General features: G+C 38.0%; 17 protein-coding genes. 15 read left to right on the plus strand and 2 right to left on the minus strand.

Going from position 1 to position 22,578, the window contains the following annotated elements; translation table 11 throughout:
• Nucleotides 1–541 precede the first annotated feature (541 nt).
• From HHL23_RS01180 to HHL23_RS01195, 4 genes are all read left to right on the plus strand, one after another.
• Entirely contained in the window at nucleotides 542–1,633 is a 1,092-nt protein-coding gene (locus tag HHL23_RS01180; RefSeq protein WP_169233005.1) for a hypothetical protein, read from the plus strand.
• Nucleotides 1,634–1,666: 33 nt separating this feature from the next.
• The gene (locus HHL23_RS01185; protein ID WP_169233006.1) at nucleotides 1,667–2,575 is read left to right on the plus strand and encodes a glycosyltransferase family 2 protein; all 909 of its coding nucleotides are present in this window, start codon (nucleotides 1,667–1,669) and stop codon (nucleotides 2,573–2,575) included.
• A gap of 131 nt (nucleotides 2,576–2,706) precedes the next feature.
• Nucleotides 2,707–4,203 carry a glutamate--tRNA ligase gene (gene gltX / locus HHL23_RS01190; RefSeq protein WP_169233007.1) on the plus strand — a complete coding sequence of 499 codons (1,497 nt, stop codon included), beginning with the start codon at nucleotides 2,707–2,709 and terminating at the stop codon, nucleotides 4,201–4,203.
• A 48-nt stretch (nucleotides 4,204–4,251) separates the two neighbouring features.
• Nucleotides 4,252–5,208, plus strand: coding sequence for an acetyl-CoA carboxylase carboxyltransferase subunit alpha (locus HHL23_RS01195; protein WP_169233008.1), 957 nt, complete (start codon nucleotides 4,252–4,254; stop codon nucleotides 5,206–5,208).
• Between the two features lie 67 nt (nucleotides 5,209–5,275).
• Here HHL23_RS01195 and HHL23_RS01200 read toward each other — a convergent pair whose 3' ends face one another.
• Entirely contained in the window at nucleotides 5,276–6,004 is a 729-nt protein-coding gene (locus HHL23_RS01200; RefSeq protein WP_169233009.1) for a DUF6759 domain-containing protein, read from the minus strand.
• Between the two features lie 145 nt (nucleotides 6,005–6,149).
• Between HHL23_RS01200 and tsf the strand changes: the two genes are divergently transcribed.
• The 11 genes from tsf to HHL23_RS01255 all read left to right on the plus strand — a co-directional run bounded on the left by tsf (nucleotide 6,150) and on the right by HHL23_RS01255 (nucleotide 21,149).
• Nucleotides 6,150–6,977, plus strand: coding sequence for a translation elongation factor Ts (tsf, locus tag HHL23_RS01205; protein ID WP_169233010.1), 828 nt, complete (start codon nucleotides 6,150–6,152; stop codon nucleotides 6,975–6,977).
• Nucleotides 6,978–7,171: 194 nt separating this feature from the next.
• On the plus strand, nucleotides 7,172–7,414 hold the full coding sequence (locus HHL23_RS01210; protein ID WP_169233011.1) for a hypothetical protein: 243 nt from the start codon (nucleotides 7,172–7,174) through the stop codon (nucleotides 7,412–7,414).
• Between the two features lie 124 nt (nucleotides 7,415–7,538).
• Nucleotides 7,539–7,838 (plus strand): T9SS type B sorting domain-containing protein, encoded by a 300-nt coding sequence (locus HHL23_RS01215; RefSeq protein ID WP_169233012.1) that lies wholly within the window; start codon nucleotides 7,539–7,541, stop codon nucleotides 7,836–7,838.
• 77 nt (nucleotides 7,839–7,915) lie between these two features.
• Entirely contained in the window at nucleotides 7,916–10,771 is a 2,856-nt protein-coding gene (locus tag HHL23_RS01220; protein ID WP_169233013.1) for a T9SS type B sorting domain-containing protein, read from the plus strand.
• A 138-nt stretch (nucleotides 10,772–10,909) separates the two neighbouring features.
• Nucleotides 10,910–13,753: a T9SS type B sorting domain-containing protein gene (locus HHL23_RS01225; protein WP_169233014.1), complete on the plus strand. Its 2,844-nt coding sequence runs from the start codon at nucleotides 10,910–10,912 to the stop codon at nucleotides 13,751–13,753.
• Between the two features lie 113 nt (nucleotides 13,754–13,866).
• On the plus strand, nucleotides 13,867–17,265 hold the full coding sequence (locus tag HHL23_RS01230) for a T9SS type B sorting domain-containing protein (protein WP_169233015.1): 3,399 nt from the start codon (nucleotides 13,867–13,869) through the stop codon (nucleotides 17,263–17,265).
• Nucleotides 17,266–17,426: 161 nt separating this feature from the next.
• Nucleotides 17,427–18,215 carry a hypothetical protein gene (locus HHL23_RS01235; RefSeq protein WP_185194843.1) on the plus strand — a complete coding sequence of 263 codons (789 nt, stop codon included), beginning with the start codon at nucleotides 17,427–17,429 and terminating at the stop codon, nucleotides 18,213–18,215.
• 203 nt (nucleotides 18,216–18,418) lie between these two features.
• Nucleotides 18,419–19,192, plus strand: a complete 774-nt coding sequence (locus HHL23_RS01240) for a DUF6759 domain-containing protein (RefSeq protein WP_169233016.1) — start codon at nucleotides 18,419–18,421, stop codon at nucleotides 19,190–19,192.
• Between the two features lie 98 nt (nucleotides 19,193–19,290).
• Nucleotides 19,291–19,968, plus strand: coding sequence for a tRNA (guanosine(46)-N7)-methyltransferase TrmB (gene trmB / locus HHL23_RS01245; protein WP_169233017.1), 678 nt, complete (start codon nucleotides 19,291–19,293; stop codon nucleotides 19,966–19,968).
• A gap of 21 nt (nucleotides 19,969–19,989) precedes the next feature.
• Nucleotides 19,990–20,688, plus strand: coding sequence for a DUF6759 domain-containing protein (locus HHL23_RS01250; RefSeq protein ID WP_228464529.1), 699 nt, complete (start codon nucleotides 19,990–19,992; stop codon nucleotides 20,686–20,688).
• A 5-nt stretch (nucleotides 20,689–20,693) separates the two neighbouring features.
• A complete protein-coding gene (locus tag HHL23_RS01255; protein ID WP_169233018.1) occupies nucleotides 20,694–21,149 on the plus strand; it encodes a DUF6759 domain-containing protein in 456 nt (151 codons plus the stop codon).
• Nucleotides 21,150–21,173: 24 nt separating this feature from the next.
• On the opposite strand, the gene HHL23_RS01260 is transcribed toward HHL23_RS01255, so the two are convergent.
• Nucleotides 21,174–22,426 (minus strand): IS3 family transposase gene (locus HHL23_RS01260; RefSeq protein WP_169233019.1). Its coding sequence is split into 2 segments (ribosomal slippage): nucleotides 21,174–22,099 and nucleotides 22,099–22,426, totalling 1,254 coding nucleotides; the frame shifts between segments, so codons are not numbered across the junction.
• Nucleotides 22,427–22,578 lie beyond the last annotated feature (152 nt).

The raw sequence follows: 22,578 nt of genomic DNA on the forward strand, positions 1-22,578 counted from the left end.
AAAACCACCTGAAGAAGTTTATAATAAGTATACTCTCGACCATTGGGTAACACTGTATTTAAACTGAATTCATGAAAGAAATAAAAATATTTATTGCAACTAAAAATATATGACAAATATGGATTCGGCACCTAATTATAGTAAAAATCAGATTTTCTTTTATGGAATGTTATTTTTATCAGGTCTGTATTTTGCTTTCATAAGTGTTTATTCTATCAATCAGGCAGATTTGGGTTTTCAGTTATCCGCAGTGGGAAGATTAAAAACAGGGCAGATTATTTATAAAGATTACGATTTTATCCGTCCCTTTTTCGGAGTTAGCTTTTGGGATTACCTGCTTAAGTTTATTCCGCTACAGTTTGATTATTTAATTTTAATTTCCAGAATTCTTGTTATTATAGAAAGCTTTATCATCTGCTATGTCATACAGAAGCTTATCTTTGATAAGAAGAATTTACTGACCACCGTATTTTTGGTGTTATGCTTTCTTCATACCTTCCCTATCATGCCCTGGCATACTATAGATGGAATTTTATTTGCTGTGCTTGCTTTGCTGTTTTATAAAGAAAAATGGTATCTGAGCTCACTTCTTTTTATTGCATTCGCTTCACTTACCAAGCAATCGTTTGTTATTTTCGGGCTGGGTGCATCAGTCATTATCCTTCTTGATCTGTTTAAAAAATTTGTGATTTCAAAAAAAGACCTATACCTTTTTATCCCTTCTTTTTTATTCTTAATTGCAGTACTGTTTCAATATCGAATTATTGAAAATTTCAACTTATTTATAGAACAGGTTTTACAACATGCATCACCATCTTATATTTATGAAGGCTGTATAGCTCCTTACTTTTCTTTTGAAAAAAATTTTCACACCATACTTTATATAATTTCATTAGTCCTGATCTATTTTATACGTATTAATAGAAAAGTATTTGAAATAGCATTAGTGGCTGTATTGTCTATCTTTATCATATATCCTTTTTTTAATGCCGGGCAATTCAAGGGAACTTATGTCTTGTATGTCATCTTATTTATCTTATTTCTAAAGTATGAACGGCAAAATAAATTTATATTTTTATTACTGTTTCTCGGTTGGTGCTCTTCTATATCCTGGGGATATAATACACCTGTTTTTTTTATTTTAATTCTTCTTTATAAATTCATCGAAAGGCAAGACAGATTTTTCATGCTTTTATGGGGAGTAATATTAACCGCTTTTTCAATATATAGAGGCAAGTATCCTTATCACTCCGAAAGTCTTACATCTAAACATATTTTTATTAAAAATGTTCCGGCAGTTTCAGGACTGTTGGTTTCTGAAAAAGAATACTCCTATATCCTAGAGGCACAACAGATACATCAAGTACATAAAGATGTTATATTCTTACCCGCCTCTCCTCTTTTGGATATTATTAACGCAAGTTTTTTAAACCGTGCCTCATGGGAAATGGATGTTGAATATCCAAGCTGGAAATCTGATCTTCAAAAATTAAAAACAAATACAATAGCAGTAGATAATAATCTCTTGCATTACTATAAAGAGGGCTTCTTTGTCAGTTCAATAACCCTTGAACTTATGAAACAAAAAAAAGCAATCAAAAAGACAAAATATTTTACCATTTACGGTAATTAAACTCATCCTATCTAAAATCAGTATCTTTAAACAATGACTAACCCGCCGCTTGTAAGCCTCATCATCATCACCATGAACCATGAAAAGTTCATTGAGCAGGCATGTATGTCCGCCATTTCGCAGACCTACCATAATTATGAAATTATTCTGTTGGATAATGCCTCAAAAGATAAGACCTTTGAAAATGCAGAAAAGGTGCTTTCGAAGTTTGGCCAGCATTATCAAATGATCAGGAATACAGAAAGTTTTGGGGTGGCTAAAAATATTAATATTGCAGTTTCACATGCTTCAGGAGAATATATTTCTCTGCTTTCGGGAGATGACTGGTACACAGAAGACAGCCTGGCTGAGAAGGTATCCTATATTCAGGAAAATGCGGTAGATTTTATTCTTTCGGACGGTTATAAATACTACCAGACAGAAGATAAAACAACAGACACCTACACTCCGAAAGAAAAGAAACAGGTCATCGACAGTCTTCCCAATTTTTTCCATGAAAATGTCTCTGAAAACAAAACATCCAACGTAGGAACATTTGTAAAAAGAAAACTTCTGGTAGAATATCCTTTTGATGAAAATATCAATACCGAAGACTGGGATATGAATCTAAGACTGACATCTAAAGGCTACAAAGTAGGATTTATAGACAAAAAATTATTCCACTACAGAATACTTTCCACCAGCCTTTCAAGAAACTGGAAGCTGATGAAGGATTCTTACGAAAAGGTCACCCACAAATACATGGACTATATAAAAGCTGACCAGAAGCTTTATAAAAAATACAGACTAAAGCTTATTCATTTCAACTACGAGATCCTGTTATCAGAAACAGATTCTGATTCTGAAAAAGAAAGACTGCAGATGGAATGGAAAAAAGAAAAGTACAGAATCAAATACAAAAATCCTGTCCTATTCTTTAAACTGCTGATGCTTAAAAAATAATTAAAAGGATGAGGCCAATTTTAACTTCATCCTTTTTTAATCTCCGAAATCAAAAAAAGCCAACAACCAAACTGTAAATAATCCTTAAAACATATAATTTTAAGTAAATTTGCACCAAAATTTTAATTGAAATGGAGAAAGTAAGAGTTCGTTTTGCTCCAAGTCCTACCGGACCTTTGCATTTGGGAGGCGTAAGAACCGCATTATATGATTATCTTTTTGCCAAAAACCAAGGTGGTGAATTTGTACTTCGAATCGAAGATACAGATACAGCAAGGTATGTAGAAGGAGCGGAAGAATACATCGAGGAAGCTTTAGAATGGTGCGGAATCATTCCTGATGAAAGTCCGAAGAAAGGAGGGAAATTTGCACCTTACAGACAGTCTGAGAGAAGAGATATCTATGACAGGTATACGGAGAAGATTCTGAAAACAGACTATGCCTACATCGCTTTTGACACCCCTGAAGAACTGGACGCTATCCGTGCAGAGTTCGAAGCGAAAGGAGATGTTTTCTCTTATGACAACAAAACCAGAAACCGACTGAGAAACAGTATTGCACTTTCTGAAGAGGAAGTTCAGCAACTTCTTGACGAAAAGACACCTTATGTGGTGAGATTTAAGATGCCGATTGACAGAATTCTGAATCTTGAAGATATCATCCGTGGAACATCTGCGGTAAATACCAATACATTAGACGACAAAGTTCTTGTAAAGAATGATGGAATGCCTACCTACCATTTCGCCAACATCATCGATGACCACGAAATGGAAATTTCCCACGTGATTCGTGGTGAAGAATGGCTGCCTTCTTTAGGACTTCACAAATTATTATACGAAGCAATGGGTTGGGAAGCGCCTCAGTTTGCTCACCTTTCATTGATCTTAAAACCTGAAGGAAAAGGAAAATTAAGCAAAAGAGATGGTGACAAATTCGGGTTCCCTGTATTTCCATTGGATTTCAAAGATCCTGCAACGGGAATTGTTTCTAAAGGATACAGAGAAAACGGTTATCTTCCGGATGCATTTATCAATATGGTAGCCCTTTTAGGGTGGTCGCCGGCAGATGATAAAGAAATTTTGACACTGGAAGACATGTGCAAAGAATTTGATCTTCATAAAGTACATAAAGCGGGAGCCAGATTCAGTAAAGAAAAATCTGAATGGTTCAACCACCAGTATATTCAGTTGAAATCGAACGAAGAGCTTCTTCAGATTCTAAAAAAATCAGACCTTGACCTTTCTGCAGTCTCTGATGAAAAACTGGTGAAGATCATCGGTTTAATGAAAGAACGAGCAACTTTCCCGAAAGACATCTACGAAAACGGAAAATTTTTCTTCGAAGCTCCGGTTTCTTATGATGAAAAAGCATGGAACGAAGAAACATCTGCTGTTTTAGGTGAATTTGGAGAAAACCTTACTGCCACTGAATTTACTTCAGAAAACCTAAAGCAGGCTATCCACGATTTCGCGGAAAACAAAGGCCTAGGGATGGGAAAAGTGATGATGCCACTGCGTTTATCTTTAGTAGGAGAACTGAAAGGTCCGGATGTTCCAGATATTATGGAACTTATTGGAAAAGAGGAGACTATCTCCAGAATAAACAATGCTATCAATAATTTTAAATAGTTTTTCATAATTTTTCATAAATTTGAAAGATTTAATTTACTTCAAGAAATGGAATATTTAAGTTTCGAACTTCCTATAAAAGATCTAATGGATCAACTTCAGACTTGTTCTTTAGTAGGAGAAGAAAGTGGTGTTGATGTAAAATTAGCATGCAGCCAGATTGAGGATAAGATTTTAGAAAAGAAAAAAGAAATCTACGAAAACCTTACCCCTTGGCAGAGAGTACAACTATCCCGTCATCCGGATCGTCCTTATACAATCGACTATATCAACGGAATGGTAGATAAAGGAAGTTTTCTGGAACTTCACGGAGACAGAAATTTCGCAGACGACCCTGCAATGATCGGCGGCTTAGCGACATTGGATGGTCAGAAAGTAATGATCATTGGTACCCAAAAAGGGAGAACCACCAAAGAAAGACAGTACAGAAGATTCGGAATGCCGAATCCTGAAGGATACAGAAAAGCTTTACGATTAATGAAGCTTGCTGAAAAATTCAAAATTCCTGTAGTGACTTTAGTAGATACACCGGGAGCTTATCCCGGATTGGAAGCTGAAGAAAGAGGACAGGGTGAAGCGATCGCAAGAAACATTTTTGAAATGGTTCAGCTTAAAACGCCTATTTTCACTTATATCATTGGTGAAGGAGCCAGCGGTGGAGCTTTAGGAATAGGGGTAGGAAACAAAGTGTACATGCTTGAAAACACTTGGTATACTGTAATTGCACCAGAAAGCTGTTCTTCTATTTTATGGAGAAACTGGGATCATAAGGAAGATGCAGCCAATGCATTGAATCTTACCCCGAAAGATGCATTAAGAGAGAAATTCATTGATGGTGTCATTGAAGAGCCACTAGGAGGTGCTCAATATGATCCGGAAGTAGCTTATCTGAATCTTAAACATTCTATTTTACAGAATATCAAAGCTTTTTCAAAATTCTCAGGACAAGAACTTGAAACCCAAAGGCAGGAGAAATTCATTGCGATGGGACAGTTTAAAGGATAAAAAAATAAAAACGGTTAAGAAATATTTCTTAACCGTTTTTGCTTATCGTTTTCTTGTTGTTATTCCCCTACTCAGATATATTGAGTGCGATCTCAATATCTTTATCGATCTTTTTCAATGATGAATATTTTGCATCACACACCATAGTGGTCAGTACATATTCTCCTTTATCGATCAGAATAAAATTCTGTCCTTTTGCAGGAACAGTCAGATTATAATATTTTTTTCCGCTTATTTTCACAATCAGATTACAGCTTGATCTGTTTTTGATATTGATATAAGCTTCATTTTTATTCGTATCGTTATTAAAAAGATGGGTAAGCATCGCTGCAGTTCTTTTGGCCTCCGCGCTGGGTTCTGCTTTACTGCTTGTCCCTGCATTTTTCGCAGATCCTACAGAAGCGTAGCCCACAGTTCTTTCCGGTTTTGCTGTTGCAGCAACCTTTGTAGCAGTATTGGAAGCCATTGTTTTTCCGCTGTTCAGCTCGTTATTCTGAACAATCTTTTCAATTTTCTCCTTGCTGATTGGTTTAATGGTAGGTTTTGCTTCAGGAGAATTATCTGCCATGATCATATCGATCAGTTTTCTTTTAAAATAATCTGATTTGGCATGTCCGGGATTTTGTTTCAGGAAACCGGCAATGACTCTTGCCTCTTTTGAAGCCTCTGCATCCTGCTCTGTATAGATGATTACTGTCTCTTTTTCTACGACAGCCTTAGATTTCGATTTCTTCTTTTTTTGGGAAAAACCTAGTGTAAAAATGCATAGAAATATAAGTAGAAATATTTTTTTCATTAATCAAGTCTTTAAAATAGTATTAAATATATCAATAACGTGAAAAGTCATTTTTTAGTTTATCATTAAAATCATTATCTTTGCCCTGCTCTAAAATTAAGCTAAAAATTAATACTAATCTTAAATAAAATAAATAATAGATATTATGTCTTATACACCAGTTGCTGCAGACGTAGCGAAATTAAGAAACCAAACAGGTGCAGGTATGATGGACTGCAAGAAAGCTCTAGTTGAAGCTGAAGGAGACTTCGAAAAAGCAGTAGATATCCTTAGAAAAAAAGGACAAAAAGTAGCTGCTAACAGAGCTGACAGAGAATCTGCTGAAGGTGCGGTAATCGCTAGAGTAAACGAGGACAACACTTTAGGTGTGGTAATCTCTCTAAACTGCGAGACTGACTTCGTTGCAAAAAATGAAGCTTTCATCGAGCTAGCTTACGAATTTGCTGAAATGGCTATCTTCGCGGCTACTAAAGAAGAGCTTTTAGCTACAGACTTCCACGGAATGACTGTTGCTGAAAAATTAATTGAGCAAACAGGAGTTATCGGTGAGAAGATCGAGATCGGAGCTTTCGAAAGAATCGAAGGACCATTCTTGGGAGCTTACATCCACGCTGGAAACAAAATTGCTGCTATCACTGCGCTTTCTGCTAAAGCAGACGGAGCTGACGAAGCTGCTAAATCTGTTTCTATGCAGGTTGCTGCGATGAACCCTATCGCTTTAGACGAAACCAGAGTGTCTCAGGAAACGATCGATAAAGAATTAGAGATCGAAAGAGAACTTCTTATCAAAGAAGGTAAGCCTGAAAACATTATCGAAAACATCCTTAAAGGTAAAATGCAGAAATTCTACAAGGACAACACATTGGTACACCAGTCTTTCATTAAAGACCCAAGCCTTTCTGTTGCTGACTATGTAAAATCTGTAAACGGAGACCTTAAAGTAACAGGATTTGTAAGAATAAGCCTGGCTTAATCATCTTTCAAAAAATAATACAGATCCCGGTGAATATTTCACCGGGATTTTTTATGGAATCATGCGCCGCTGTTAACCCAATATGAAGTGAATCTTAAATATTCAACAATAAAATCCTAAGTGCCTATTGGTGAAATATTTTAGGGTAAAAAAAGATTATTAATGTTTAAATTTGCTGCCCCTTATAATAAAGCATGAAAAAATTTCTACTAGCTATTTGCACTTTTCTTTGTTTATTCCTTAATGCACAGTTAGATACTGAACATTGGTTTGCACCAATGTCTGAAAGTCCTCTTCAGGGAGCTCCGCAATGTTATTTATACCTGTCGACCAACGAAACTGTCCCGTTTTCCGTACAGGTTTCTAATAACAATACAGTATTTTCTAATGTACAGGTAAGTAAAGGAAATCCGGTTCTAATGCGACCGTATATGTGACGGGGGAACTCCACCTTACCAATATTCCCTGGATGGAATCAATTATCAGACTTCTAATGTTTTTATTGGTCTTTCAAGAGGAATCCATAAAGCGTATGTATTGGGCTCAGATGGCTGTTCACCTGTGACCAAAGAATTTCTAGTTCTGAACTTGGTTAATGCCATTACACCGAACGGAGACGGTCTTAATGATGTACTTAATTATTCTGATTTAAAGATCAAACAAAACGTAAGCATAGAGGTTGCAGATCGTTATGGAGCATCTGTTTACAAGTCGACAGACAAGAATTATGTATGGGATGGAAAAGTAAACGGAAGAAGCCTTCCTACAGGAACCTATTGGTATGTAATTACATGGATTGAGCCTGATACGAAATTGCCAGTTTCATATTCCGGATGGCTTTTAATTAAAAATCGTGATTAATTTTTAACTTTTGTTATATTTATTTAATACTATTTCAAATATTATTTTAAATTTGTAGAAATCCTAATTCCACACACATGAAAAGATTTCTACTCAGTTTAGTATTACTTCTTTTATCAATTAATACAGTCTTTGCCCAAAGGGATACGGAACACTGGTTTGCTCCTATGGCCGCAAAAGGTCTGTCAGGTCCCAAGCAGGCCTTATATTTTTCTACCGATTCGGTCACCCCGTTTCCTGTAGAAATATACAGCAACAATGTATTGCTTGGTACGGTAACTATTATGAAAGGGGATCCTAAAACATTTGATATTACAACGGCTACCATGATTACATTGAATGCTGCTGAAATGTTTTTGCCAATAGGTAAAGGAATTTATACTAAAGGACTAAAACCCTATTACGTTAATTTCAGATTTAGTGTTTTAAGCCATGGTGAAATATTAACCTCTAAGGGAAAAGCGGGAATTGGAAAGAAATTCTATGCTGCTGCTACTCCAATGACTGGCCAGAACCTTACCCTTTTAAATTTTACGACTGGAGTTTTAGCCACGGAAGACAATACAACGGTTACCGTTTCCGGCTATAATACAGGCGTACAGTTCTCTAACGGAACTACAGGAACTACAAACCCTACTCTGACATTTACCCTTAATAAAGGACAAGCATATATTATCGAGGGAAGGGAGGCTAGCGGAACGAATGCCTTCGGTTTCATCGGTGCAAAAATAGAATCCAATAAACCTATATCTGTTACCAACGGTAACTTTAACGGGCAGTTTGCCCTACCCCCGATTGCGGGCTCAGGTGGCTCTGATATCGTCATGGACCAGTCTGTCCCTACAGACCGATTGGGAAATGAATTCGTACTTGTAAAAGGAAACGGAGATTCAGATGATGGAGATGAGGATGCACTGGTTATCGCCACAGAAAACAATACGGAAGTATTCCTAAACGGATCTACCACTCCTATTCAGGTTCTTAATGAAGGACAATGGCTGAGAGTGGGTCAGGGACCAAACAATACCTATATATTTCCATATATCGATCAGGGAAGTTCCCATTTTAATATGCACATTAGAACTTCTAAGAATGCATATGTATACCAGCTTCTGGCAGGTATCGCTAACAGTACGGCAACGGAAGGATATAATTATATCCCGCCTTTGAACTGTTTCTTACCTAGAAAAATTGACGAGATCGGATTGATCAATGAACTTCCTGAAACCTCATCCAGTGGTAATAAAAATGTAAAACTCAATCTCCTTACTGAAACCGGAGCAATCGTTAACATCACTGTAAATGGAGCACCCGCACCAACGGTACAGGGACCATTCCCTGTAACAGGAACTTCAGCATGGGTATCTTATTCTGTTCCCAACGTAACAGGAAACGTTACTGTTGTTTCCTCAAAAGCAGTTACTGCAGGTATTTCTGCAGGAAGTGGTGCTGTAGGATACGGCGGATACTTTGCCGGATTCTCATCAATCCCAGTAATTGCTAAACGTTCAGGAGAATGTGCTCCAGGGATTATTCTTGAGGTAGACGACAGCTATGAAGGCTACCAGTGGTTCTTAAACGGAACAGCTATCACAGGTGCTACGGCCAATACTTTTTCACCTACAACTTCAGGAAACTATACGGTAAAAGTAACAATGGGTACATGTCCACCTGTTACCACACCAATTTATAAGGTATTTACCTGTTTAAAACTCACAACACAAACATTGAATGCATGTGCAACTAAGGTTATCACTGCTGCATTTACATCTTCAACACAAACTGTAGTACCGGGAACTCTGGTTATCATTACACCACCAGCACATGGTACAGCAGTGGTTAATCCAAACGGAACAATCACTTATACACCTACTGCCAACTACTATGGAGCAGATCAGATTGTTTATAAATTCTGTGGTAATGCCACTGAGTTTATTGACTGCGAACAGATTACTTTAAATCTTACTGTAGTTCCTTTCGTTGTAAGAGATGCCATACTAAAGGCTTGTCAGTATGATGTAGATCCATATGCTCATTTTGATCTTACCAAAGCAAGCATTACTGACTATAATCCAGTTGTAAAAAAATACTACCCTTCAATGGCTGATCTTAATGCAGGAACTAATGAAATTACAGCTCCTGCCACCTATGCATCTGCCGGAGGATTCGTCTATGTAAAAGTAACCACCAACGAGGGATGTACAGCTATTGCAAAAATTGAACTGATTGCTCTTCCAATCAAAAAATCACCAATTCTTGTTGACCAGTTTATTTGTGCAGACAGCAAAACAAATCTGGATGCAGGCCCTGGATATGATTCTTATCTATGGAGTACAGGAGCGACAACAGCTTCTATCCAAAATGTAGGAATTGGAGAATATTCTGTGATTTTAGGCAAAAACGGATGTCTTCTGCCACAAATAGTGAGAGTAAGAAAAGTTGAAGATCCCGTAATCACTAAGATTGAAATTTCGAATACCACAGCAACCGTTATTGTAAACGGCGGAAAAGCACCTTATAAATATGCGGTAGATACACCGACAAACTGGCAGGATTCTAACATCTTCACAGGATTGACAAGAGGACAACATACATTCTATGTAAAAGATGCCTACAATTGTGATCCTACTGCAGTTGAAGTAACGATCCCGAATTTGATCAATGCTATCACGCCTAACGGTGACAATAAAAATGATTTTATTGATTACAGCGAATTAGCTTATAAAGAGAATCTTAGTTTTGTAATTTATGACAGATACGGAAATATGATATTCACCGGAAACAAATTCAATAATTACAAATGGGACGGAAGACACTATGATAAGAAATTGGTAACCGGAACCTATTGGTACCATATCAACTGGAATGAATCCAATAAGGAAAAAACCCCAATTAAATATACAGGATGGATCTTAGTTAAAAATATAGAATAAACCATTCTTAGTAATAAATAATGAACCGCGATTTGAAATCGCGGTTTTTTTTAATTTAAAATCAACCTTTTTTTAAAAATTTTATAATGGCACATTAAATATTCTCCTATTTTTGCCAGAATCCTAATTCTCAAATAAATGAAAATATTTTTACTCACTTTTCTTTTGCTGTTGACAGCCATTAACCCACTTTTCGCCCAAAGAGATACAGAGCACTGGTTTGCCCCGATGGCCGCCCGAAGCACCAATGTAGGCTCCCCCCAGCAGGCACTCTATTTCTCCACAGACTCTACGACCCCATTTCCTATAGAGATCTACAGCAACAATACCCTTCTTGGAACGGTAACGGTTGCTAAGGGAGCTCCTCAGACTTTTCAGATTCCTTTGGGAAGTATTATTACCAGTAACACCTCTGAACTGTTCGTTCCTGTAAACAAGGGACTTTACACTAAAGGCACAAAACCATATTTTGCAACCTTCAGATTTTCGGTTACCAGTCATGGTGAAATTCTAACCTCCAAGGGAAAAGCCGGAATCGGTAAAAAGTTTTATGCAGTCGTTTCGCCTATAGAAAACCCCATTAATGCTTTGAACTTCACGGCAGGTATCATGGCTACAGAAGATAATACAGTGGTTACTGTTTCAGATTATTCGGACAACGTTGTATTTACCAACGGATGGACAGGGGTAACCAATCCTACCCTAACATTCACACTTAATAAGGGACAATCCTATATCATTGAAGGAACAGGTGATAATGCCGGAAATAAAGAAGGCTTCATCGGTGCCAAAATAGAAGCTGACAAACCCATCTCTGTGACTAACGGAAATTTTAACGGCCAGTTCGCCATCATTCCCCCAGGTTCCATCTTCGACGGATCTGATATTGTCATGGACCAGTCCGTACCTGTGGACAGATTAGGAAATGAATTCGTTCTTGTAAAAGGAAACGGAGATATCGCTGAAAGAATGGAAGATGCTTTGATTGTCGCTACGGAAAGCGGTACGCAAGTGTTCATTAATAATGGAGCAACCCCGGCCATTACGCTTGGTGAGGGAGAAAGCTACAGGGTAAACAAGCTACTTAACACCAATTATATTAGTCAAGGGAATAACCACTATAATATGTACATTAAAACAACCAAAAATGTTTACGTGTACCAGCTGTTGGCAGGTGTTGCAGCAAGTAACGCTACCATCGGATTCAATTACATTCCCCCTTTAAACTGCTACCTTCCGAGAAAAATTGATGAAATTGGAAACATTAATATCTTACCTCCCACAACCAATAATGTTAAATTAAATATCCTGACAGAGACAGGTGCTGCTGTTACCGTAAATGGGGTACCTCCTCCTGCAGCTCAGGGACCTTATCAGGTATTAGGAACTTCATCCTGGGTATCCTATTCTGTACCAAACGTGACGGGAAACATGACGATCACCTCTTCAAAAGCTGTAACGGCAGGAATCTCTGGTGGAAGTGGTGTAGTAGGCTACGGTGGATATTTTGCAGGATTCTCCTCCATCCCCGTTATTGCCAAGCAAACCGGTGACTGTATACCGGGAATTGTACTGGAATTAGATGACAGCTTTGATTCTTATCAATGGTATAAAGATAACACCGCGATTCCCGGAGCGATCAGCAATTCTTATACTCCAACGCAATCTGGTGAATATACTGTAAAAATAACAGTAGGCTCTTGTCCACCGATTATAACTCCAGTATATAAAGTATTTACCTGTCTTACAGAAACTACTTTGAACCAGACTGTATGCGATGGTGTTAAGTTCATTGTTCCTACATTTACCAATTCTACACAGGCCGTAGTTCCCGGAACTGTAACAATCATTACTCCTCCTGTTAATGGAACTGCAGTAATTGATCCTACTACCGGTGTTATCAGCTATGCTCCTGTTTTCAATTATGTAGGTCCTGATTCTTTTGTGTATAAATTCTGTGGAAACAATCCTAACTTCACAGACTGTGAGCAGGTAACCCTGAATTTAACTGTTTCAGAAAGCCCTGTTGTCAACAACGCTTCTCTAAGAACTTGCTTTTTGGAAGCTAACCATGCTACAGGATTGTTTAATTTGACCAATGCTTCCGTTACCATTCAACCGGGAGTCACCAAAAAATATTATCCGTCTCCTACAGATGCTGAAAACAGCACCAATGAGATCTTAAACCCCACCAATTATATTGCTCCTACAGGAGTGGCTTATGTAAAAGTTATCAATGCAAACGGTTGTTACCGAATTGCTGAAGTTACCCTTACTGTTCTTCCACCTGTAACATCTGCTGTCCTTGTAGATAAAATTATCTGTGTAGAAGACAAGACAACACTTGATGCAGGTCCGGGCTTCAATGGCTATGAATGGAACACAGGTGCAGTTACGCAGTCTATCCAAAATGCCGGTGTCGGTACCTATTGGGTCAAACTGAAAACAGGAGACTGTATTGCGCTGCAAACGGTGAAAGTATATGCTTCGGAGCAGCCTGTTGTTTCAAATATTGATATTTCAAACACTACTGTTACGGTCTATGCCATAGGTGGAAATCCTCCCTATCAATACTCACTGGACAATATTCAGTGGCAGGATTCTAATATATTCACCGATGTAGCCAGAGGTACTCCTGCAGTATATGTAAAAGACAGCTATAACTGTGAACCTCTCAAAGTGGAAATTACCATTCCTAATCTGATTAATGCTATTACCCCGAACGATGACGGCGTAAATGACGTTCTGGATTATTCTTTATTATCAGGTAAAAAGAATCTTGAGTTTACTATTTTCGACCGATATGGAAGCAAAATATTCCAGGGGGATAAAACCAACGGTTACAAATGGAACGGAACTTTAGGTGGAAGCAAAAGAGTTTCTACCGGAAATTACTGGTTTGAGATCCGATGGAATGAACCTTCCGGCAAGGAGACCGCTGTAAAATATACAGGATGGATCCTTGTCAAAGGCAGAGAATAATCCATACAAAACAGAAGTTTAAAAACCGTGATTTTAACGTCACGGTTTTTTTATTACTTTTTCAGAGAATGAATGCATTTTATTATTAAATTTGTGTTAAACCCTTCCACTGAATGAAGAAAACTTTATCTTTTCTATTTATATTTTGTATTTTCACCTTTACCTTTGCCCAGCTGGACAGGGAACATTGGTTTGCTCCCATGATGGACAGGAGCGGAAGTCCAAATCCGTATCAGAAATTATACTTATCTACCAACAGGACAACCTCTTTCCCGGTAAGCATTTATAATAACAATGTGCTTATTGGCACAGTGAACATCAGTAAAAACAATCCCCAGAAATTTGATGTACTTAGGAATTATATCATAACCACCAGTCAGGCAGATCTGTTCACGCCCACCTCCAAAGGATTATATTTAAAAGCAGAATTTCCTTTTTATGCCAATTTAAGATTCTCTGTCCTTAATCATGCTGAGATCATCACTTCAAAAGGAATACCTTCCACAGGAAAAAACTTTTATGCTGCCCACGCACCTATTACGGTTGACAATGCTATCTTAAATTTCATGGCCAGCGTTCTTGCTACAGAAGACAATACAACAGTTACCATAAGCGGATATAAGCCAACAGCACAGTTTTCAAACGGAACGACAGGAGTTACCAATCCCACGATGACCTTTACCCTCAATAAAGGTCAATCTTATATTATAGATGGTATTGGTTCACCTCCCGGAAACTCTGATGTATTTATCGGTGCCAAGATCACCGCTAATAAACCCGTCAATGTCACCAACGGAAATTTCAACGGCCAGTATGCCGGAAACTACCCTACCAGTTCTGATATTTTAATGGATCAGGCTGTCCCGGTTGAAAGACTGGGTACTGAGTTTGCTCTTGTAAAAGGAAACGGAACTATAGGATCCAATATGGAAGGAGCTATCGTTATTGCTACGGAAGACAATACCCAGATCTTTGTCAACGATGAAATTCCCCCTCTCACCACATTAAATGCAGGACAGTATTTTATTATTCCTGATTCCAAATATAAAGTCCAGGGGCTCAATCATTATAATCTTTATTTAAAGACCTCTAAGAATGCTTACGTCTACCAGGTCCTTGCCGGAGATTCTGCTTCAGCAATCGAGGTAGCGACAGGTGGGTTTAATTTTATTCCCGCACTGAACTGTTACCTTCCGAAACAGATCAATGAATTAGGTTTTATTAATGAAAACTTTGTTCACTCCAATGCTAACCCATCTGGAATCCTGAATATTCCGACAAAACTAAACCTTATTACAGAAAGAGGAGCCAATGTGACGGTGAATGGAGCTACTCCTCCGGCTACCACGGGCCCATTCGATATGACGGGTACCAACAGCTGGGTTACTTATGGCATTCCCAATGTAACCGGAACCATCACCGTGATTTCTGATAAAGCGATCACTGCGGGGATTAATGCGGGAAGTGATGCCGTAGGATATGGAGGCTTTTTTGCTGGTTTTCCTACGCAGCCTGTTATTTTGAGGTCGGGAGGAACTTGTGCCCCAGGCATAGTGCTTACCGTAGACCCTATTATTTATGACACCTATCAGTGGTATGTGAACGGATCTCTTATCCCGGGAGCTACAGGCTCGTCCATCAACCCTACACAGTCCGGATTTTACACCTGCTCAGTTACCATGGGAAGATGTGCTCCTCTGGTGACCGAACCATTTAAAGTACTGAACTGTACAAAGCTGACGACAACAACTTATAATGTCTGTAACACACAAACCATCACCCCGGCTTTCACCAGTTCAGCACAGGTTCCGGTAGCTTCTACGGTTGCTATTGTTACTCCACCTGCTTCAGGCACAGTAGTGATAAATCCTGTAACAGGTGTCATTACGTATACCGTCAATACGCCGGGAACTGCCGGAACAGATACCTTTTCGTATACATTCTGTGGAAACGATCCTGTTTTCCCCGACTGTGAAACGGTAACCGTCAATATCAATATTCTAGCTCTTACGGTTAACAATATCACATTGCATGCCTGTAATATTAACGGGCAGGGAACCTTTAACCTTACTTCTGCCAATGTCACCAATAACTCGCCGGTAACCATTACCTATTACCCTACCCTGGTGGATGCCCAGACAGAAAATCCGGGAGCACTTATCACGACTGCCAATTCATATACGGCTCCTGATGGTACCATTGTATATGCGGTGGTAAAAAATAATATGGGTTGTAAAAGTATTGCCCAAATCACCCTCTCTTTATACAATCTGGCTATTGTTCTTAATAATTACAACGGTATTTTCTGTGATGACAATATGGACGGAACAGTTACCGTCATATTACCCAATATAACAGGTATTGTGCTGAACAATCCAGGTTATTTTACCAATGTAAGATATTATGCTACCCTTGCTGATGCTAATGCGGGAAATGCCAATACACTTCCCAATAACTGGAGCTATACAGCAACAACGACAATTTATATCAGAGTGGAATCTCCGGACGGATGTGCTGTTGTGGTGAAACCTTTACAATTCAGTATTGGAGCCAGAATTCCTTTGATCACAAAAGCAGCCGTTACTACTGTCTGCGATGATGACCTGGATGGAATAAAAGCAGTCAATCTTGCCCAGTTTATCCCGCAGTTTACCATAGACCCGAATGTTACGTATACCTTCCATTCCACTTTAGCTGATGCACAAAATAACAGCGCACCCATATCTGGCACAGTCAATGTTACAGGAACACAGACCTATTATATCCGTTTTGAGAAAAACGGAGTTTGCCCGGAGGTAGGATCAATTAAAATCACCGTTAAAATCCCCAAAAAGTCTGATATCTTAAAAGATCTGGTTATTTGTCCTAAAGCTACGACTACGTTAGATGCAGGGCCGGGATTTGAAAAATATTTATGGAGTACGGGAGCCACTTCACCTTCTATTTCCAATGTTCCTGCCGGGAGCTATTGGGTGGATCTTACATTCAATGGTTGTGTATACAGACAGAATGTAACTGTTACTGAATCCCCTACACCAATGATTACTTCTATAGAGATCAACGGAACTACAGTGACAGTGGGAGTAAGCGGCGGAACACCCCCTTATGAATATTCTTTGGATGGAGTAAGCTGGCAGAGTTCCAATGTATTTAATAATGTAACAAGAGGGGCCCACAAAGTTTTTGTGAGAGACTCAAAATTATGTGAGGAAATAACAAGGCCGTTTGCCATCATCAACCTGATCAATACCATCACTCCAAACGGCGACGGACACAATGAACAGATAGATTATTCTGCTCTCATGAGCAATACGAATCTTGAGTTCAGAATATTTGACCGATACGGAGCAGAAATTTTCAGAGGAAGCCCGGACAACCGATATATCTGGGACGGAAGAATGGGCGGAAGACCTGTACCTACAGCCACCTACTGGTATTTTATCAGCTGGGTTGAATATGGTACTTCTACCTCTGTAAAATATACAAGCTGGCTGTTGGTAAAACACAAATAATATGCGGTTATCGCTTTAAATTGATCCATTTTCTTTGTATTTATATAAGTTTATAACATTCATTAACAGTTCAGTATTAAAGTTTAATATAACTTTAACCTGAGATGATTATCTTAATCGGTATAAATTGCTGTATTTCTACGTAATTTTGCCCTAATTATATGAAGAAGTTAATTACCCTTTTAATGCTGATTTTTCTAGCCAAAGTCAGCGCACAGATATACAACGGAGAGGTATTTTTAAGAGATAACTCGATTTTGTATCTCAACCAGGTTTATGTAACCAATCTGAATACCCAGAAAACCGTACTTACCGATTATAACGGTACTTATAATATTCCTGCAGCTCCAGGCGACGTGATCCGTTTTACTTCTATTGTTACGGAACGAAAGGATGTAAAGCTGACCCCTCAGATGATGCAGCAGAAAAATTTAATTGAATTAAAAATTGCCTATTACGAGATCCAGGAAATTGTACTGACGCGCTTCAAGCCTACCGGAAACCTTAGGTATGATGTCAATTCTATACGAAAAGTAGATAAAGCACTGGCGATAAAAAAAGTAATCGGGTTACCTGAGCCTAAAGGTGATGGAACATCTCCCGAGCTTCCTGTTGCCGGATTAAGGGACGGCGGGCTTACTTTCAGCTTAGAAAGCATCTATGACATCCTTTCGGGAGACAGAAAGAAAAAACAGCGTTATATGGCCTACGAGAGGATGAATAATTCTGTGGCACAAATCAAAAATTATCTTGGAAAAGATTATTTCACGAAGTTCAAGGTTCCGGAAAACCTGATTGATAATTTTCTTCAGTTTGTCTATACATCAGAAAATATTGAAGCGTATGTACTGGCTGGTAATTTTGAAGCCATAAAAATTCCTATCGAAAAATATCTTCCGATTTACCAGAAAAGGCTTAAAACCTCAAATCTTCAGGAGGTCATTAAATAATTTTACGACATAAAAATCTTTAAAGAAATGTATCCGATTTAAAAATTATAGTATACATTTCTTTTTTTGTTTAAAATATGCTTAATTTCATACCACAATTAAGTGTTTAAAATAAAAATAGCAGTGTGTCGTTATTATAAAGAAAACTAATTGACCAAACACAAATTAAGAGAGAAAACCAACCCCTTACTTATTATTTGTCAATGAAAAAATTACTTTTACTCTTTGCTTCTATTCTATTTTTCAGCCTGTCTGCCCAGAAAAAGGGAAAAGACTACAGCAATATTTTAAAAAGTAAGAATATCTACGAGATCAATGCTTTCTTAAGAGATGCACACCCTGAAGATCCGCGCAGGTCTGTACTAAAGCCCCGTGTGATGGAGATGATGACGCAATATATTAAAGAGGCTCATCCCGCTGATCAGAAAGTAAAAGACATGCAGGAAATGCTTGCACTCCTGAAAAGAAGACCGTCTACAAAGATCAGTTTTGATGAAATGAATGCGATTATCAAACAAAAACAGATCGCGAAATACAAAGCAGAACTTGCGGCAAAACAATCCACGGTAGTCTATACGCCAAGCACAGCCCAAAATACTTTTGTGGTCAATACCTCTGCGAACGCTGCAGTTCCCAATGCAGAAGCTGAAGAATTCAATCTGCTGATGGCCGTAAATCCGGTAGAACACAAGAACAAAACCGTAAAAATATTGAACTCCCTTTTCGACAACGATCCCAACAGCAAGGAAAGCATCATTCTTATCCAGAATAAATCCGACTGTAATATCATTGTAAGGATGGAAGGCGTTGGAACCACCAAATACAGGCTGGCTGTTCCTGCCCACGGTGAAAGCTCAATCGTTATAGAGAAGGGCCAGTATCTTTTCACCAGTCTGGTCTGCGGAGCACAGTATGCTTCGCAAAAAACAATTGAAAAAGCGATTCTGGTAACCTTGGGAAGTTCTGCAACCCCATAAGCCGGATATAAATACACTCAATACATGTCTTTTATGTTTAAAAGGCAAGGTAGTCTATGTAAAATTCGCTATTTTTGCGAGATTTTATAAATGACTCGATGGGCAAAAATAAATTAGCAAGATTCGCTGAAAACAAGATTTTACCAAATGTTATCCAACCTACAAGAGAAGAAGCTTTAGGCGGTATTCCCCTGAAAGGAAACTGGAGAAAAGATTTCTTTAAGAATGAGAATCCAATCGTACTGGAATTGGGTTGTGGAAAAGGAGAATATTCTGTAGGACTGGCCAAAACGTTCCCTGAAAAAAACTTCATCGGAATAGATATTAAAGGCGCCAGATTCTGGTTCGGAGCTAAAGAAGCTGTAGATAACGGCATGAATAATGTGGCGTTCCTGAGAACACAGATCGAACTTGTAGATCATTTTTTTGCTGAAAATGAAGTTGACGAAATCTGGATTACTTTCCCTGATCCCCAGATCAAGTACAAGCGTACCAAACACAGATTGACCCATCCTGACTTTTTAGAACGATACAAAAAATTCCTGAAACCGGGTGGAATCATCCACTTAAAAACGGATTCAGAGTTTCTTCATGGCTATACACTAGGCTATCTGCAAGGGGCAGGCTATGAAATCATTACCGCTCACCACGATATCTATGGTGCTCCTGAATATGATCCCAACACAGAGCACCTGAGAGATATAAAAACCTATTACGAAGAACTTTTTTCGGCTAAAGGAAAAACAATTACTTATATAAAATTCCGGATAAGCTGATGAAGTAAAAACAACAAACTGATGAAAAAAACTTTAACGACCCTCCTCTTCCTGCTCCTGATTGCGGCTTCTGCTTCTGCGCAGAAAAAACACAAAGACATCCTAAAAAGCGTAAATATTAAAGAAATTGAAGAATATCTTAAAAATGCTCATCCTGAAGATCCTAAAAGAAGCGTTCTTAAGCCTAAACTTATTGCCCTGAAGAACTCCGAATGGACAAAAGGTGCACAGACCGCCAAACCTATGGAAGCAAGGCCTGTTATCACTGATATTCCGGACAGGTTTATGAGGAATTCAAATTCTAACGATGCGGAAGAATTTAAAAAACTGATTGCTGAAACCTCTGACCAGCACAAAGAAAAAACAGTAAAGCTTCTCAACGCTATGTTTGATGAAGATATTACGAGAAAAGAGGCTGTCCTTCTGTTTAGAAATAATTCAGATTGCAATATCATTCTGAGAATTGAAGGAAAAGACTTTCATAATCTGGCCGTTCCTGCACATGGTGAGAATTTTATCATCCTCAACAAAGGCTCTTATACCCTGAATAGCAATGTCTGTGATGTAAAGTACTCTTCTCAAAAAGACATAAAAAAAAGTATATTTGTAGTGATTGAAAATCCAGGTACTCCTAAACCCGAAGCGGGTAAGGACCCGATAAAAGATAACCAAGAAGCGGCTCCCGTAAAGCCTTCAAAAAAGAAAAGATCGAAAAAATAACTGGTATGAAAAAGCTTTTCGTTTTCTCTGTGATTTCACTGAGTCTTATAAGCTGTAATGCAAACTATGGTAATTATCCAATAAGAACCACTTATCCCTCAGCTTCCGGGACTTCTGCGGCCAACACCGAAAGAGAATATACGGAGCTACTCAAAACGTACAAGCCTGAAACGGCAGAAGTTTTAACTGATCTTCTTAATGATGATTCTCCTATGAATCCCAGAACATCTATTTCCGTAGAGAATAAATCACCTTGCAACATGGTTCTCACCGTAAGCAGCAGCGGTTTCTTTAAAAAGATCCCCATAGCCTCCGGCAAGGTTGGCTATACCATGGTTCCCAAAAACCAAAATTACAGACTATCGGGGATGCTTTGTAATTCATCTTATCAGTCTACGAAATTTATTTCAACTTCGTATGCTATCAAAATTAGTAACTTGACTAGTCCTGAAAAAGGTTGACTAGTTTTTATTGCTCAAATATACTTAAATCAGAGTAGGAATTTTCCTATTCTGATTTTGTTTTTTATAGGTTTTTAATTTCACATTATTTTTTATGTGTACTTGGCTAGGAATATTATAATTCAAAGAAAAATGTGGTCTCCAATTATTATAATAGTAAATTGATTGCTTAAGCTGTTGTGATAGATTTTTAAAGTCTTCAAAAGTATCAATCAATCCAAATTCATATTTCAAAATACCATTAACTCTTTCCGCTACGGCGTTTTCATAAGGGTCTGAGTTCTCTGTCATGCTGATGAGAATGTCACTTTTTTTCAGCATTTCGGTGTATTCTTTACTGCAATACTGCAACCCTCTATCTGAATGATGAATTAAGGAATGCTTGTAGAGCCGATTCTTTATAGCCTGTTTTAATGCTTTCAACGTAGAGCTTGTCTGTAAATTATCACTCAATTCATATCCTACAATTTTCTTTGAATAGGCATCGGTAATCAGATGAAGATAATAATTCTTCTCTTTAGTTTTGAGATAAGTTATATCTGCAACCCAGACTTTCTCTGAACATTTCAACTCTTTTTCTTTGATAATATTGGGATATTTCTTCATCCAATGTCTGGAGTTCGTTGTTTTAAAGTAGCGGTGTATTCTGGGAATTAAAAGATAATTTGATCTTAAAATCTTAAACAACTGATCTCTTCCTACATGAAGTTTTTCTTTGTCAAAATCATTCTTAAGTAAGACATAAAGTTTTCGAGTACCTATTTTAGGCATCTTTTTACGAATTGATAATACGAGCTCTATAATCCTTTCTTGATGATTTATAGAATCAGGCTGTTTCTTCCTTTTGTAATAAGCTTGTTTACTGTATCCAAACAATCGGCAGATATCTTCCAGTGAAAGATTCGTATACGGCCTTATTTCCTGGATTGATTGGAACCAGACTTTTTTACAATTTCAATCTTCAGCTCACGCTCTGCAATTTCTATAAATTTCCTAAACACTTTGAGCTCTTCTTCCTTTTTGGATAAAGCAGCTTCAAGCTCTTTAATCTTCTGTTTCTGTGGATCTTTCATGGGTCTGCCTTTACTTAGTTGTTTCTCATAAGTAAAGTTACCATATTTTATTAACCAACTGGAAATACATGAATTACCTCGAATGTTATATCGAGTCTGTAACTGTGATTTCGTAAATAAACCTCGCTCATATTCGGAGACAACTTGTCTTTTGAACGCTTCACTGTATTCTTGTACAGGAGGTAATGTTTTTTTTAAATTCATAAGGGTGACTGTTTTTATGGTTTTATAGTCAACCTTTTTCAGGACGAGACAACTAAATAAAAACCCGCTTTTCGAAAGCGGGTTTTGTTTATAGAAATATTGCAGGTCAATCTGAAAAAATGATTCCCGATCTATCGTTTGATATGATAAAG

The organism is Chryseobacterium antibioticum (assembly GCF_012927325.1).
In the GTDB taxonomy this organism is placed as follows: domain Bacteria; phylum Bacteroidota; class Bacteroidia; order Flavobacteriales; family Weeksellaceae; genus Chryseobacterium; species Chryseobacterium antibioticum.